The sequence below is a fragment of the Stenotrophomonas sp. 86428_Sma genome (genome assembly GCF_056481585.1).
In genome coordinates this window covers 2,187,881-2,202,850 of sequence record NZ_CM151156.1, presented here as the reverse complement: position 1 = coordinate 2,202,850, position 14,970 = coordinate 2,187,881, and the positions used below count along the sequence as shown (strand labels likewise).

Genomic DNA, 14,970 nt, shown 5'->3' with positions numbered 1-14,970 from the left:
TTTCCCATGGAGAACGGATCCGACCCCGCTCAATCGTGAAGCTGCCGCGGCTTCTTCCAGAACTGCCAGCGCTGGCCACGATCCAGCTGGAACTGCAGGCCATCCTCGAAATCCAGCACCAGTCGCTGCAGCTCGCCACGCTTCAGCGCAGCCAGCAGCGGACGGATCGCATCATTGCCGAGCTGCTGCAGGGAGCGCAGCTGGCGCAGGTCGACCAGTGCATCCACCGCCTGCTCGCCATCCACGGCGACGCCTGCCGCCAGAGCCAAGCCCTGCAGCAGGGCATCACGACTGCGCACCTGCGCATGCGCCGTGCTGACCGACACCGGCATCACGCCGCCACCCCAGAACCACAGCGAATTGATCGGCTGTTGTCCCTGCGCGGCGCGCTGCTGGTTCCAGGAATGATTGTGCAGCAGCACCTGCGCCTCGGTCATCAGCGCCCGCCAACGGCGGCCACCCTCGCCTTCCGGCAGGTGCGAGAACAGGTCATCGCCCAGCACCTCGTCCGGACTGTCGAAGTCCGGCAGGGTCAGGTCGATCGGAAGCCGCAGGTACCAGCGCGAAGGGTCCGGTGCGTCGAGCACGAACCCGGCATCGGCGAACAACGGCTGCAGCACCGGCAGCAGGGCCAGGCAGTCGGCCAGGGTCGGCCGCAACGTTTCGCCGTAGGCCATCATCCGCGCGCCGTGCATGTCCGGCACCATGCAGGCCGGATCGGCACGCAGCCAGCACGCGCCGGCAGCATCGCCGACGTCACGCTGGCGGCTCAGTGCGGCTACCGGCCAGTGCGGCGCGGCGACCGTGAAATGGCGCTGCAGCTGCGCCCGCTCGCCGGCTTCGAACTGCGAGGCGTTGGCGCGGCCCAGGGCACGCGCCACGTCATCAGGCAGCGCAGCCGCGGCAAAGCGGCTGCGCGCGGGCAACAGCAGGGTCGCCGTTGCCACCGGGTCAGTCCACGTAGCTGACGCTGACGATCTCGTACTCGCGCTGGCCGGCCGGGGCGTCGATCACGATCGAATCGCCTTCCAGCTTGCCGATCATCGCGCGCGCCACCGGCGAAGAGATGGCGATCAGGCCCAGCTTGATGTCCGCTTCCAGGTCACCGACGATCTGGTACTTCTTCTCTTCGTCGGTTTCCACGTCGGCCAGAGTCACGCTGGCGCCGAACACCACCTTGGAGCCGGCATTGAGCTTGCTCACGTCGATGATCTCGGCGTGCGACAGCTCGCCTTCCAGCTGCTTGATGCGGCCTTCGATGAAGCCCTGTTCCTCGCGCGCGGCGTGGTACTCGGCATTTTCCTTCAGGTCACCATGCTCACGCGCTTCGGCGATGGCCGCAATGACCTTCGGGCGCTTGACCGACTTCAGGTGATCCAGCTCGTCGCGCAGCTTCTGCGCGCCCTTCATCGTGATGGGGGCTCTCATGCATTCAACTCCTTGTGCAGCTCCTGCAGCGACCAGACGGGGCCGGTGCCGCGGAATTCCAGTGAATCCACCAGCGCCTTGGCGCCGGCAATGGTGGTCGAGTAGGTGACGCGATGCTGCAGCGCCTCGCGACGGATCGAGAACGAGTCGTTGATCGCCGAACGACCTTCGGTCGTGTTGACGATGTAGACGATCTCGCCGTTCTTGATCGAGTCGACGATGTGCGGACGGCCTTCGACCACCTTGTTGATGATCTCGCAGTCCATGCCGTGCTGCTGCAGCCACGCGGCGGTGCCACGGGTCGCGACCAGGCTGTAGCCACGCGCCAGCAGCGCCTTGGCCACCGGCAGCACGCGCTTCTTGTCCGGATCGCGGACCGAGACGAAGGCCTTGCCGACCGGCGGTGCCTTGATGCCACCGGCTTCCTGCGCCCGCGCGAAGGCGGCGTTGAAGGTGCGGCCCACGCCCATCACCTCACCGGTGGAGCGCATCTCCGGCCCGAGGATCGGGTCGACGCCCTGGAACTTGGCGAACGGGAAGATCGCTTCCTTCACCGAGTAGTAGTCCGGCACGATTTCCTTGGTCGCGCCCTGCTCGGCCAGGGTCTTGCCGGCCATGCAGCGGGCGGCGATCTTGGCCAGCGGCATGCCGGTGGCCTTGGACACGAACGGCACGGTGCGCGAAGCACGCGGGTTCACTTCCAGCAGGTAGATGGTGTCGGCACCTTCATCGCTGGTCTGGATCGCGAACTGGGTGTTCATCAGGCCGACCACGTTCAGGGCCTTGGCCAGTTCCACCACCTGGCGACGCAGCTCGGCCTGGGTTTCAGCCGACAGCGAGTACGGCGGCAGCGAGCACGAGGAATCGCCCGAGTGCACGCCGGCTTCTTCGATGTGCTCCATCACGCCGCCGATCAGGACGTTGCCCTGGGCATCGGCAATGATGTCGACGTCGCACTCCACGGCATTGTCGAGGAAGCGGTCCAGCAGCACCGGCGAATCGTTGGACACCTTGACCGCGTCGCGCACGTAGCGGGCCAGGTCGGCTTCGCCGTAGACGATTTCCATCGCACGGCCGCCCAGCACGTAGCTCGGGCGCACCACCAGCGGGTAGCCGATCTCGCGGGCCAGCAGCAGGGCTTCCTGGTCGTTGCGGGCGATGCGGTTCGGCGGCTGCTTCAGGCCCAGCTTGTCGACCAGCTGCTGGAAGCGCTCACGGTCTTCGGCCAGGTCGATGGAGTCCGGGCTGGTGCCGATCACCGGCACGCCGTTGGCTTCCAGCGCGCGCGCCAGCTTCAGCGGGGTCTGGCCGCCGTACTGCACGATCACGCCCTTCGGCTGTTCCAGTTCGACGATTTCCAGCACGTCTTCCAGGGTCAGCGGTTCGAAGTACAGGCGGTCGGAGGTGTCGTAGTCGGTCGACACGGTTTCCGGGTTGCAGTTGACCATGATGGTTTCATAGCCATCCTCGCGCAGCGCCAGTGCCGCGTGCACGCAGCAGTAGTCGAACTCGATGCCCTGGCCGATGCGGTTCGGGCCACCGCCCAGGATCATGATCTTGTCGCGGTTGCTCGGCGCGGCCTCGCACTCGTCCTCGTAGGTCGAGTACAGGTAGGCGGTGCCGGTGGAGAACTCACCGGCGCAGGAGTCCACGCGCTTGTAGACCGGGCGCACCTTGTGCGCACGACGCAGCGCGCGGATGGCGGCTTCGTTGGTGCCGGTCAGCTGCGCCAGGCGCGCGTCGGAGAAGCCAGCGCGCTTCAGCTTGCGCAGGCGGGCGGCGTCCAGCGCGTCGATGCCACCGACAGCGACTTCGGCTTCGGCCGCGATGATTTCCTCGATCTGGTCCAGGAACCAGTGATCGATGAACGACAGTGCGTAGATCTCTTCCACGCTCATGCCGGCACGGAACGCATCGGCGACGAAGAACAGGCGCTCCGGGCCCGGGGCCTTCAGCTCGCGGCGCAGGGTCTGCAGGTCTTCTTCATTGCTCAGGTCCAGGCCGGTCGGGTCGAAGCCGACCTTGCCGGTTTCCAGGCCACGCAGCGCCTTCTGCACCGACTCCTGGAAGGTACGGCCCATCGCCATCACCTCGCCCACCGACTTCATCTGGGTGGTCAGGCGGGCGTCGGCAGCCGGGAACTTCTCGAAGGCGAAGCGCGGAATCTTGGTAACGACGTAGTCGATGGACGGCTCGAACGACGCCGGGGTCAGGCCACCGGTGATTTCGTTCTTCAGTTCGTCCAGGGTGTAGCCCACGGCCAGCTTGGCGGCGACCTTGGCGATCGGGAAGCCGGTGGCCTTGGAGGCCAGTGCCGAGGAACGCGACACGCGCGGGTTCATCTCGATGACGACCACGCGGCCGGTCTTCGGGTTGATGCCGAACTGCACGTTCGAGCCACCGGTATCGACGCCGATCTTGCGCAGCACGGCGATGGAGGCATCGCGCAGGCGCTGGTACTCCTTGTCGGTCAGGGTCTGCGCCGGCGCCACGGTGATCGAGTCACCGGTGTGCACGCCCATCGGGTCCAGGTTCTCGATCGAGCAGACGATGATGCAGTTGTCCGCGGTATCGCGGACCACTTCCATCTCGAACTCCTTCCAGCCCAGCACCGACTCTTCCACCAGCACTTCGGTGGTCGGCGACAGTTCCAGGCCGCGGCTGACGATCTCGACCAGCTCTTCGCGGTTGTAGGCGATGCCGCCACCGCTGCCGCCCAGGGTGAAGCTGGGGCGGATGATGGTCGGGTAGCCGACGCGGGTCTGGATCTCCAGCGCTTCGTCCAGGGTATGGGCGACGGCGGCGGTCGGGCATTCCAGGCCGATCTCACCCATGGCGACGCGGAACAGCTCGCGGTCTTCGGCCATGCGGATCGCTTCGCGTTTGGCGCCGATCAGCTCGACGTTGTACTTCTCCAGCACGCCGTTGTCGGCCAGGTCCAGCGCGCAGTTCAACGCGGTCTGGCCACCCATGGTCGGCAGCAGCGCATCGGGCTTTTCCTTGGCGATGATCTTCTCGACCGTCTGCCAGTTGATCGGCTCGATGTAGACGGCGTCGGCCATCTCCGGGTCGGTCATGATCGTGGCCGGGTTGCTGTTGACCAGCACCACGCGGTAACCCTCGTCACGCAGGGCCTTGCAGGCCTGGGCGCCGGAGTAGTCGAACTCGCAGGCCTGGCCGATGACGATCGGGCCTGCACCGATGATGAGGATGGTCTTGAGGTCAGTGCGCTTGGGCATTTTCTTCTCTAAGTCAGTACAGCGTGACAAGGGGGGTGATCGCACGCTGTCGATCAGGAATCTTGATCCGCAGCGCCGCGCCAGCGGCAGCAGCGTTGCGGGGTTTACGGTCCATCGCGACGCCACCGGGGGGCCGGCGGCGTACTGATCACGCCTTGGCCTGCTCCATCAGCACCACGAAGCGGTCGAACAGCGGACCGACATCGGTCGGGCCCGGCGACGCTTCCGGGTGGCCCTGGAACGAGAACGCCGGCACGTCGGTGCGGGCCACGCCCTGGTTGGTGCCGTCGAACAGCGAGCGGTGGGTCACGCGCAGGGTGGCCGGCAGGGTCGCTTCATCGATCGCGAAGCCGTGGTTCTGCGAGGTGATCATCACCCGGCCGCTGTCCAGGTCCTGCACCGGGTGGTTGGCACCGTGGTGGCCGTGGCCCATCTTCATGGTCTGTGCGCCCGAGGCCAGGCCCAGCAGCTGGTGGCCCAGGCAGATGCCGAAGGTCGGGATCTTCACGTCGATGAAGGTCTTGATCGCTTCGATGGCGTAGTCGCACGGTTCCGGGTCACCCGGGCCATTGGACAGGAACACGCCATCCGGCTTCAGCGCCAGCACTTCGGCGGCCGGGGTCTGTGCCGGCACCACGGTCACTTCGCAGCCACGCTCGGCCAGCATGCGCAGGATGTTGGTCTTCACGCCGAAATCGTAGGCCACGACCTTGTACTTGGCCGGCACGCTGACGAAGGCGTTGGCATCCAGGTCCAGCTGGCCCTCGGTCCAGGTGTAGGTCTTCTCGGTAGTGACGACCTTGGCCAGATCCATGCCCTTCAGCCCCGGGAACTTGCGGGCGGCTTCCAGTGCCTTTTCCACGTCGATGTCACCGGCCATCAGCGCACCGTTCTGCGCGCCCTTCTCGCGCAGGATGCGGGTCAGCTTGCGGGTGTCGATGCCGGCGATGGCGACCACGCCGCGCTGGATCAGCCAGTCCTGCAGCGACACCTGGCTGCGCCAGTTGCTGGGACGGCGGGGAACATCGCGCACGATCAGGCCGGCCGACCACACCTTGGACGCTTCATTGTCCTGGTCGGTCATGCCGGTGTTACCGATATGCGGATAGGTCAGCGTGACCATCTGCCGGGCGTAGGACGGGTCGGTCAGCACTTCCTGGTAGCCGGTCATGGCGGTGTTGAACACCACCTCACCGACGGACAGGCCGGGCGCGCCTACGGATTCGCCCTCGAATACGGTGCCGTCTTCGAGGACGAGGATTGCGGCTTGGGTCACGGGAATCTCACTTTGGCTACCGAGGGGGCTGCCGAAGTCACGCCTGCGCTTCACGGAAATCCGGTTGCAAAAAAGCGCGGACGTGCGGTCTGGGACCGGTCCGGCTTTCGTGATTCGGCGAGTGCGAATTGTAGCGCTGCCGGGGCGCTCGCGCCAGCGGTTATCGCACTTCATGAACAGGCGATTGCGCATTCATTTCAATCCGGCGGCGTATGCGGGCCGCCATGACCCTGGTAGACGCCAACCTTGGTTGGCGCTTCCCGGAAAGCCTGCCAACCAAGGTTGGCATCTACCATCGGCCTGGACCGTTACCGGGGGCCGTCCAGCAGGTCCCGCACCCGGTAGCTGCCCGGGGCGCGGCCCTGCAGCTGGCGGGCGGCAAACAGGGCGCCGCGGGCGAAGATGTCGCGGTTGGTGGCCCGGTGCACCAGCTCGATGCGCTCACCCAGGCCGGTGAACTGCACCAGATGCTCGCCGACGATGTCACCGGCACGCAGGCTGGCGTAATGCGGCTCCGCCCCACCCCGCTGCGCGGCCGCGCCCAGGGTCAGCGCGGTGCCCGACGGCGCGTCCTTCTTCTGCGTGTGGTGCGATTCGACGATGTCGCAGTCCCAACCGGCCAGCGCCTGCGCCGCGCGCTCGACCAGCTCGTCCAGTACCGCCACGCCCAGGCTGAAATTCGACGCCCAGACCAGCGGGATGGACGCCGCCGCGGCCTCCAGCGCCTGCCGCTGTGTGCTGGAGATGCCAGTGGTGCCCGAGACCAGGCCCGCACCCCGCTCCACGCATAGCGCCAGCATCGGGTCGAAGCCCTCCGGCAGGCTGAAGTCGATCGCCACATCGAACACCGGCGCGCCAGGCAGTTCGCTGGCGCCGAAGAACGGCACGCCGTCGACCACGCGCTGGGTCGGCGCACGGCCGGTTACCGCAGCCACGATCTGCAGGGTTTCGGGATGCTCGGCGGCCAGCCGCAGCAGGGCCTGGCCCATGCGCCCGGAGGCACCGTGAATGAGCAATCGCAGGGGAGTCTGGTTCATGCCTGCAGGCTAGCGGCAGCACGCCCGCTCCGGCAAGCGCCATCACTGCTACGCTGCATGCCCTTTCATGCAATGGATGGCAGCCCCCTCATGCAGATCAGCGAACAGCTGGTGCTGGTCACCGGTGCCGGCCGCGGCCTTGGCCAGCACATCGCCCGCGCGTTCGCGGCGCAGGGTGCACGCGTCATCGTCAACTACCACCGCAGCGAAGGCGCCGCACGTGCGCTGGCCGCCGAGCTGGGCGGACAGGCGATCGCATTGCCGGCCGACGTCACCGACCGCGCCCAGGTCGATGCGATGCTGCAGCACGCGCTGGCCCACTTCGGCCAGGGCGTCACCACGGTGGTCAACAACGCACTCGCAGCGTTCTCGTTCAATGGTGATGCCCGCGACGGTGCTGCCGCCATCGCTTGGCCGGCCTTCCAGGCGCAGTTCGAGGGCAGCGTGCGTGGCGCGCTGAACACCGTGCAGGCCGCCCTGCCCGGTATGCAGGCCCGCCGCTTCGGCCGTGTGATCAACATCGGCACCAACCTGTTCCAGAACCCGGTGGTGCCCTACCACGACTACACCGCCGCCAAGGCCGCACTGCTGTCGCTGACCCGCACACTGGCCGGCGACCTCGGCCCGCACGGCATCACCGTCAACATGCTGTCCGGCGGCCTGCTGCGCACCACCGATGCCAGTTCCGCCACGCCCGAAGCGGTGTTCGACTACATCGCCGCCAACACACCGCTGCGCAGCGTCACCACCCCGGCCGAATTCGCCGATGCCGCGCTGTTCTTCGCCAGCCCGTGGTCACGCGCGGTGACCGGCCAGAACCTGGTGGTGGATGGCGGATTGGTGCGGGACTGAGCCGATGCGCATCTCCGAGGTCAGCCGCCTGACCGGGGCCAGCGCCAAGGCCATCCGACTGTACGAGGCGCGCGGCCTGCTGCCGCCGGTGCCACGACTGAACCGCTACCGCGACTACAGCGAACAGGACGTGGCCTGGGTGCAGCTGATCCGCCAGGCGCTGGGGCTGGGTATCACGCTGGCGGCAATCTCGCGCCTGCAGGGCCGCGACGGGCGGCTCGACTGGCAGGCAGTGCTGACCCTGCTTGAGCAGCAGCGCAGCCGCATTGCCAGCGAGCGGGCACGGCTGGCGCAGGTCGAGCTCGACCTGCAGCAGGTCAGCGACGAACTGCAGCAGTGGCTGCTCTCCGGCAGCAATGACTGCGTGCTGGAACCCAGCGGCTGCACGACCCAGGCTTGACTCTGCCCTTGGGGCAGACCGCAGCCTCGCGCACTTTCCATTGCCCGAGGTTGCCGTGTCCCGTTCCATCCTGATCCTGCTCGGCCATCCCGACCGCGACAGCCTGTGCGGCGCCCTCGCCCAGCGCTATGCCACCGCCGCCGAGAACGCCGGTCATCGGGTGCGACTGATCGCACTGGGCGACCTTGAGTTCGATCCGGTGCTGCGGCATGGCTATCGCCAGATCCAGCCACTGGAAGCCGACCTGCAGGACGTGGCGGAAGCGATCGAGGCCTGCGATCACCAGGTGCTGGTCTATCCCACCTGGTGGGGTGCGATGCCGGCGCTGCTGAAGGGCTTCTTCGATCGCGTGCTGCTGCCGGGGTACGCCTTCCGCTACCGGCGCGATTCGGTGTGGTGGGACCGATTGCTGGCTGGCCGGAGCGCGCGGGTGATCACCACGCTGGATACGCCGCCCTGGTATTACCGCTGGATCTACCGCGATCCGGGCATCACCCAGATTCGCGCGACCATCCTGGAGTTCTGCGGCATCCGCCCGGTGCGGATCAGCCGCCTGGGCGCGGTGCGCAGCAGTTCGCAGGGGCAACGCAGCAAGTGGCTGGCGTTGGCAGCAGAGCTGGGTTCACGCGCCAGGTAGATCCACGCCATGCGTGGATGAAATGCCGGCCACATTCCATGTGTCGCGTTTGCCAATTGACCGCCAGGCACCGTGCCTCAAGGCTGTGGGCACTTCTTACGGCCCAGGCAAAGCCCATGAAATCCTCGACTGTCTTCAGCAAGTGCGCCCGGAAGACCGGCTTTTCCGGCACGTCGACGACCCGCTACCGCTTGCTGGATGCCGCCCTGCTTGTCGTGAATCACCAACGCGCCAGTGAAAGCCGGGGCTTCTATGTGAATGCCGGGCTCTACTTTCCAGAGCTGCTCGAGTATCCCCTTGCACCTGACGATCTTGAAACAGCTTTCAGGTACCGCTCCAGCATTCCCACGCCCCATGTCGACTGGCGGATCGAAGAGACGCCCGGCCTGCGCCGGGCTTTCATCCAGCAGGATCTGGATGATCTGCTGGAGGCCGGCAATCGCGATGGGATGAAATGCCTGCTGCTCGATGCCCTTGCCGACGTGGCGGGCTTCGCGACAACCCATGGAAACCGGGAGTCGGTGCGGCGGTTGAATCAGGACGGGAACTTCCGCGCGCTCATCCGCAGAGAGGTCTAGTAGATCCACGCCATGCGTGGATGGACTCCAGGAGTGTGCGAACCAAGGTTCGCACCTACCAGGACCCATTCAGTGCTGTTTGGGCGGCGTCGGCCCGCAGCTGTCGCAACCGCCACAGGCGCCACCGCCTCCGCTCACCGGCGGTGCGATCTTCCGCCCCAGCGCCTGCAGCCAGGCGGCGCGGCCCGGCTTCAGCAGGGCCAGCGCAAGCGCGCCACGCAGCTTGCGCACGGTGCCGGGGAACTGCTTCTTCAACACCACCCAGGCACTGACCAGCACGGCCACCGCGATGATCAGGTACTGCAGCAGCAGTCCACGGTCCATCAGCCGCCTCCCAGCGCCTTGGTCACCTGGTAGGTGATCAGCGCCGCCACGTAGGCCGCAGCAAACAGGTAGAACGCCGAGAAGGCCATCGTCTTCCACGAATTGGTCTCGCGCTTGATGGTGGCCAGCGTCGAGATGCACATCGGGGCGTAGATGTACCAGACCAGCAGCGACAGCGCGGTGGCCAGCGACCAGCCGTCGCTGATCAGCGGGGTCAGCGCCTGGCTGGCGGCATCGTCATCGGCTGCGGACAGCGCGTACACGGTCGCCAGCGAGGACACCGCCACTTCGCGCGCGGCCAGGCCCGGAATCAGCGCAATGCAGATCTGCCAGTTGAAGCCCAGCGGCGCAAAGAACATCGCCATCGCATGGCCGATCTGGCCGGCGTAGCTGTAATCGATGGCCGGCATGGTGGCGCCGGCCGGAGCCGCCGGGAACGACAGCAGCACCCACAGCAGGATGGTCAGCGCCAGGATGATGCCGCCAACACGCTTGAGGAAGATCATGCCGCGCTCGTACAGGCCGACCGCCAGGTCGCGCACGTGCGGCAGGCGGTATGACGGCAGCTCCAGCATCAGCGGGTGCTCGCTCTTGTCGCGGCGCCACTTCTTCATGATCCACGACATCGCCAGCGCACTGAGGATGCCCGCCGCATACAGGCCGAACAGCACCAGGCCCTGCTGGTTGAACACGCCCCACACCGTCTTCTGCGGGATGAACGCACCGATCAGCAGCGCGTACACCGGCAGGCGTGCCGAGCAGGTCATCAGCGGCGCCACCAGGATCGTGGCCAGGCGGTCACGCGGGTCCTGGATGCTGCGCGTGGACATGATGCCCGGCACCGCGCAGGCGAAGCTGGACAGCAGCGGGATGAACGAGCGGCCAGACAGGCCGGCGGCGGCCATCATGCGGTCGAGCAGGAACGCCGCACGCGGCAGGTAGCCGGATTCCTCCAGCACCAGGATGAAGAAGAACAGGATCAGGATCTGCGGGAGGAACACCACCACGCCACCCACACCGGCGATGATGCCGTCAGTCAGCAGGCTGGCCAACGGGCCTTCCGGCAGCACGCTGCCAACGAAGGCACCAAGCCAGGCGAAACCGGCCTCGATGCCATCCATCAACGGTGTCGCCCAGGCATACACCGCCTGGAAGATCAGGAACATCACCACCGCCAGGCTGATCAGGCCGAACACCGGGTGCAGCAGCCAGCGGTCCAGCGCGTCGTCGACTTTGGCGGTCCGTGCCGGCATGCGCACGGCCACCGACAGGATCTCGCGCACCTTGGCGTGGTAGTCGATGCCACCTTCCGGGCCCGGCACCGGCGCATCCAGGTGCGGCACCATCGCATCGAGGCGCTCGACCAGGGCCTTGGCGCCCTGCTTGCGCACCGCCACGGTTTCCACCACCGGCACGCCCAGCTCGCGCTCCAGCGCGGCCACGTCCACCTGGATGCCACGGCGCTGGGCCGCATCGACCATGTTCAGCGCAACCACCATCGGCTTGCCCAGCTCGCGCAGTTCCAGCGCGAAGCGCAGGTGCAGACGCAGGTTGGTGGCGTCGATCACGCACAGCAGCACGTCCGGTGCAGCCTCGCCCGGGTAGAAGCCCCGGCACAGGTCACGGGTGATTGCCTCGTCCAGGCTGGCCGGGTGCAGGCTGTAGGCGCCCGGCAGGTCGAGTACGGCGAACTCGCGGCCGGACGGCGCGCGCAGGCGGCCTTCCTTGCGCTCGACGGTGACGCCGGTGTAGTTGGCAACCTTCTGCCGGCTGCCGGTCAGCTGGTTGAACAGCGCGGTCTTGCCACTGTTGGGGTTACCGACCAGCGCAATGCGCAGGGGCGCGGTAGAAGTTGCAGCGGTCATGCGCGACGCTCCTGGCGGTTGGCGTCGACCACGACGCGCTTGGCTTCACTGATACGCAGCGCAAACCGGGTGAACCCGACCTGCACCAGCAGCGGCTCGCCACCGACCGGGCCCTTGGCCACCAGGCGCACTTCCTCGCCCTTCACGAAACCCAGCTCGCGCAGGCGACGGGCGATGGCATCGTTGGCATGGAGGTCCTGCACGGACTCGACCACGGCCGAGGCGTGCAGCGGCAGTTCGGACAGCGTCATCTAGCGCATTCTCTGCTGGATGTAAATGGTTCTCGATTCTAACATTCCCGCGTCGCGTCATGGCCCATGACCAATGGCCCGCTATGATCCATACAGGTATGGAGTGACCCTGGAATCCCATGAACGATGCTTTGCAGATCGAGCGCAGCGGCGCCGTCCTCACCCTCTGGCTGAACCGGCCCGAGCTGCACAATGCCTTTGACGCCGGCTTGATAGCGCGGCTGACCGCCGCCCTCGAAGCCGCCGGACGCGACGACGCGGTGCGCGCGGTAGTGGTGGCCGGCCACGGCGCCTCCTTCTCGGCCGGCGCCGACATGCAGTGGATGCGCGGCATGGCCGCCGCCAGCGAGGCCGACAACCGCGAGGACTCGCTGGCCCTGGCGCGGCTGATGCGCACCCTGGACGAGCTGCCCAAGCCGACCCTGGCCCGGGTCCACGGCGCGGCCTTCGGTGGCGGCGTCGGCCTGGTCGCCTGCTGCGACATCGCCATCGCCAGCACCGCGGCGCGCTTCGGCCTGACCGAAAGCCGCCTCGGCCTGCTGCCGGCGGTGATCTCGCCCTACGTGATCGAGGCCATCGGCCCGCGCCAGGCCCGTCGCTGGTTCGCCACCGGCGAGCACTTCGATGCCGAGACCGCACTGCGCATCGGCCTGGTCCACCAGCTGGTCGAGCCGGAACGCCTGGACGAGGCCGTGCAACGCCAGCTGGCCCTGCTCGACAAGGCCGGCCCGATCGCTTCTTCCAGCGCCAAGCAGCTGGTGCGGCAGGTGCGTGACAGCCATGACCGCGATGCCCTGGATCGCGATAATGCCGCCCTGATCGCGCGCCTGCGGGTGTCCGCCGAGGGCCAGGAAGGCCTGGGCGCCTTCCTCGACAAGCGCGCGCCCCACTGGGTCACGGAAGCCTGAACATGCTCGATCATCTTGGTTTGACCAGCGCCGACCTGGCGCGCAGCAAGACCTTCTTCCTGCAGGCGCTGGCGCCGCTGCAGATCGGCGTGGTGATGGAAGTCACCGCCGAACAGACCGGCGCGCACGACCACATCGGCTTCGGCAGCGAGGGCAAGCCGTTCTTCTGGCTCGGCAATGGCGCCACCGCCAGCCACGGTGTGCACGTGGCCTTCGCCTGCGCCAGCCGCACCCAGGTGGACGCCTTCCATGCCGCTGCCCTCGCCGCCGGCGGTCGCGACAACGGCGCGCCGGGCCTGCGCCCGTGGTACCACCCCGACTACTACGGCGCCTTCGTGCTCGACCCGGATGGCAACAACATCGAGGCGGTCTGCCACCGCCCTGCCGACGAGGTGGCCGCATGAGCGACTACGTCCGCATCGTCGAGGTCGGCCCGCGTGACGGTCTGCAGAACGAAAAGCAGTCGGTGTCCACCGCCGACAAGATCGAACTGATCAACCGCCTGTCGGCCACCGGCCTGCGCAGCATCGAGGCGACCAGCTTCGTCAGCCCGAAGTGGATCCCGCAGTTGGCCGACGCCGCCGAGGTCTATGCCGGCATCCAGCGCCAGCCCGGCATCCACTACCCGGTGCTGGTGCCGAACGAACAGGGCTACGACCGCGCCCGTGCGGTGGGCGTGGAGGAAGTGGCGGTGTTCACCGCCGCTTCGGAGGCGTTCAACCGCACCAACACCAATGCCGGCATCGACGAATCGCTGGCCCGGTTCGAGCCGATCCTGCGCCGCGCCGCCGCCGATGGCGTGCGCGTGCGCGGCTATGTCTCCACCGTGCTCGGCTGCCCCTACCAGGGCGAGGTGCCACTGGCCGACGTGGTGCGGGTGGCGCGTGCCCTGCACCAGATGGGCTGTTACGAAATCTCGCTGGGCGACACCATCGGCGTCGGCACCCCGCGCAAGGCCCGGGCAATGCTGCAGGCGGTTGCCGCCGAGATTCCGATGGCCGCACTGGCAGTGCACTTCCACGACACCTATGGCCAGGCCATCGCCAACATCGCCACCTGCCTGGAAGAAGGCGTGCGCGTGGTCGACAGCGCCGTCTCCGGCGCCGGTGGTTGCCCGTACGCGAAGGGCGCCAGCGGCAATGTCGCCAGCGAGGACGTGGTCTACCTGCTGCAGGGCCTGGGCCTGGACAGCGGCGTGGACCTGCCGGCACTGGCCGAAACCGGCCGCTGGCTGGCCGGCCTGCTCGGACGCGCCACCGCCAGCCGCACCGGGCAGGCGCTGGCCGCCGCCGGCTGACCGCCGCACTGCGCCGCCCTGCACCGGCGGCGCAGTGCACAACAGCGGCGGTCACGGCTTCCGTTAGAATCGGCGGTTCTCGAACCTGCAGGACCGTTCAATGCAGCTGTCTTCCGTACGTGCCGTGATCACTGGCGGCGTCTCCGGCCTCGGCCTGGCCGTGGCCCAGCACCTCGTCGCCCAGGGCGGCAAGGTGGCCCTGTTCGACCTCAACGACGACAAGGGTGCTGCCGCCGTTGCCGGGCTGGGTGCCGACAAGGCCCGCTATTTCAACGTCAACGTCAACGTCAGCGATGAAGCGGCCGTTTCGGCAGCCATCGACCAGGCCCACGAGTTCCTCGGTGGCCTGAACGTGGCGATGAACTGCGCCGGCATCCTCGGCGCCGGCCGCGTGCTGGGCAAAGAAGGGCCGATGCCGCTGGCCGGCTTCCAGGGCACGGTGATGGTCAACCTGGTCGGTAGCTTCAACGTTGCAAAGGCCGCGGCCAACCGCATGCAGTACAACGAGGCCGGCACCGACGGCGAGCGCGGCGTGATCATCAATACCGCCAGCATCGCCGCCTACGAAGGCCAGATCGGCCAGGCCGCGTACGCCGCCAGCAAGGGCGGCGTGGTGTCGATGACGCTGCCGATGGCGCGCGAACTGTCGCGCTTCGGCATCCGCGTCAACACCATCGCCCCGGGCGTGTTCTGGACGCCGATGGTCGATGGCATGCCCGAGGCGGTGCAGCAGTCGCTGGCCGCGTCGATCCCGTTCCCGTCGCGCCTGGGCAAGCCGGAAGACTTCGCCAGCCTGGTCGGCTTCATCCTCGGCAACACCTACCTCAATGGCGAGACCATCCGCCTGGACGGCGCTACCCGCCTCGCTCCGAAGTGAT

16 protein-coding genes are annotated in these 14,970 nt (G+C 67.4%); 8 read left to right on the top strand and 8 right to left on the bottom strand.

Annotated features, from left to right (window positions below; all coding sequences use genetic code 11):
• Positions 1-29: 29 nt before the first annotated feature.
• The 5 genes from ACZK3J_RS10190 to ACZK3J_RS10170 all read right to left on the bottom strand — a co-directional run bounded on the left by ACZK3J_RS10190 (position 30) and on the right by ACZK3J_RS10170 (position 6,932).
• Positions 30-947: a phosphoglycerate mutase gene (locus tag ACZK3J_RS10190; protein WP_346485294.1), complete on the bottom strand. Its 918-nt coding sequence runs from the start codon at positions 945-947 to the stop codon at positions 30-32.
• 4 nt (positions 948-951) lie between these two features.
• Entirely contained in the window at positions 952-1,416 is a 465-nt protein-coding gene (gene greA / locus ACZK3J_RS10185) for a transcription elongation factor GreA (protein ID WP_026347191.1), read from the bottom strand.
• Positions 1,417-1,424: 8 nt separating this feature from the next.
• Entirely contained in the window at positions 1,425-4,667 is a 3,243-nt protein-coding gene (carB, locus tag ACZK3J_RS10180; protein ID WP_049462101.1) for a carbamoyl-phosphate synthase large subunit, read from the bottom strand.
• 148 nt (positions 4,668-4,815) lie between these two features.
• Positions 4,816-5,943, bottom strand: a complete 1,128-nt coding sequence (carA, locus tag ACZK3J_RS10175) for a glutamine-hydrolyzing carbamoyl-phosphate synthase small subunit (protein WP_032128798.1) — start codon at positions 5,941-5,943, stop codon at positions 4,816-4,818.
• A 308-nt stretch (positions 5,944-6,251) separates the two neighbouring features.
• Positions 6,252-6,932, bottom strand: a complete 681-nt coding sequence (locus ACZK3J_RS10170) for a 4-hydroxy-tetrahydrodipicolinate reductase (RefSeq protein WP_032128797.1) — start codon at positions 6,930-6,932, stop codon at positions 6,252-6,254.
• 138 nt (positions 6,933-7,070) lie between these two features.
• Here ACZK3J_RS10170 and ACZK3J_RS10165 point away from each other — a divergent pair, with 138 nt between their 5' ends.
• From ACZK3J_RS10165 to ACZK3J_RS10150, 4 genes are all read left to right on the top strand, one after another.
• A complete protein-coding gene (locus ACZK3J_RS10165; protein ID WP_428992978.1) occupies positions 7,071-7,832 on the top strand; it encodes a 3-oxoacyl-ACP reductase in 762 nt (253 codons plus the stop codon).
• A 4-nt stretch (positions 7,833-7,836) separates the two neighbouring features.
• Positions 7,837-8,232 (top strand): MerR family transcriptional regulator, encoded by a 396-nt coding sequence (locus tag ACZK3J_RS10160; protein WP_032128795.1) that lies wholly within the window; start codon positions 7,837-7,839, stop codon positions 8,230-8,232.
• Between the two features lie 55 nt (positions 8,233-8,287).
• Entirely contained in the window at positions 8,288-8,869 is a 582-nt protein-coding gene (locus tag ACZK3J_RS10155; RefSeq protein WP_049462099.1) for an NAD(P)H-dependent oxidoreductase, read from the top strand.
• A 116-nt stretch (positions 8,870-8,985) separates the two neighbouring features.
• On the top strand, positions 8,986-9,447 hold the full coding sequence (locus ACZK3J_RS10150; protein ID WP_197655843.1) for a DUF4304 domain-containing protein: 462 nt from the start codon (positions 8,986-8,988) through the stop codon (positions 9,445-9,447).
• A gap of 69 nt (positions 9,448-9,516) precedes the next feature.
• Here ACZK3J_RS10150 and ACZK3J_RS10145 read toward each other — a convergent pair whose 3' ends face one another.
• Genes ACZK3J_RS10145 through ACZK3J_RS10135 form a run of 3 tightly spaced genes read right to left on the bottom strand, consistent with a single transcriptional unit; the run spans position 9,517 to position 11,887 of the window.
• A complete protein-coding gene (locus ACZK3J_RS10145) occupies positions 9,517-9,771 on the bottom strand; it encodes a DUF6587 family protein (protein WP_049400125.1) in 255 nt (84 codons plus the stop codon).
• Positions 9,771-11,636: a ferrous iron transporter B gene (gene feoB / locus ACZK3J_RS10140; RefSeq protein ID WP_197655844.1), complete on the bottom strand. Its 1,866-nt coding sequence runs from the start codon at positions 11,634-11,636 to the stop codon at positions 9,771-9,773. Before feoB ends, ACZK3J_RS10145 begins: the two co-directional genes overlap by 1 nt.
• Positions 11,633-11,887 carry a FeoA family protein gene (locus ACZK3J_RS10135; RefSeq protein WP_032128790.1) on the bottom strand — a complete coding sequence of 85 codons (255 nt, stop codon included), beginning with the start codon at positions 11,885-11,887 and terminating at the stop codon, positions 11,633-11,635. Before ACZK3J_RS10135 ends, feoB begins: the two co-directional genes overlap by 4 nt.
• Positions 11,888-12,006: 119 nt before the next feature.
• On the opposite strand from ACZK3J_RS10135, the gene ACZK3J_RS10130 reads away from it, so the two are divergent.
• From ACZK3J_RS10130 to ACZK3J_RS10115, 4 genes are all read left to right on the top strand, one after another.
• Complete coding sequence (locus ACZK3J_RS10130) at positions 12,007-12,795, top strand: enoyl-CoA hydratase-related protein (RefSeq protein ID WP_107432688.1); 789 nt, start codon at positions 12,007-12,009, stop codon at positions 12,793-12,795.
• Between the two features lie 2 nt (positions 12,796-12,797).
• Positions 12,798-13,199 carry a VOC family protein gene (locus ACZK3J_RS10125; RefSeq protein WP_197655845.1) on the top strand — a complete coding sequence of 134 codons (402 nt, stop codon included), beginning with the start codon at positions 12,798-12,800 and terminating at the stop codon, positions 13,197-13,199.
• Entirely contained in the window at positions 13,196-14,092 is an 897-nt protein-coding gene (locus tag ACZK3J_RS10120; RefSeq protein ID WP_149909265.1) for a hydroxymethylglutaryl-CoA lyase, read from the top strand. The genes ACZK3J_RS10125 and ACZK3J_RS10120 overlap by 4 nt, the downstream gene beginning before the upstream one ends.
• A gap of 100 nt (positions 14,093-14,192) precedes the next feature.
• Positions 14,193-14,969: an SDR family NAD(P)-dependent oxidoreductase gene (locus ACZK3J_RS10115; RefSeq protein ID WP_478476861.1), complete on the top strand. Its 777-nt coding sequence runs from the start codon at positions 14,193-14,195 to the stop codon at positions 14,967-14,969.
• Position 14,970: the final 1 nt, after the last annotated feature.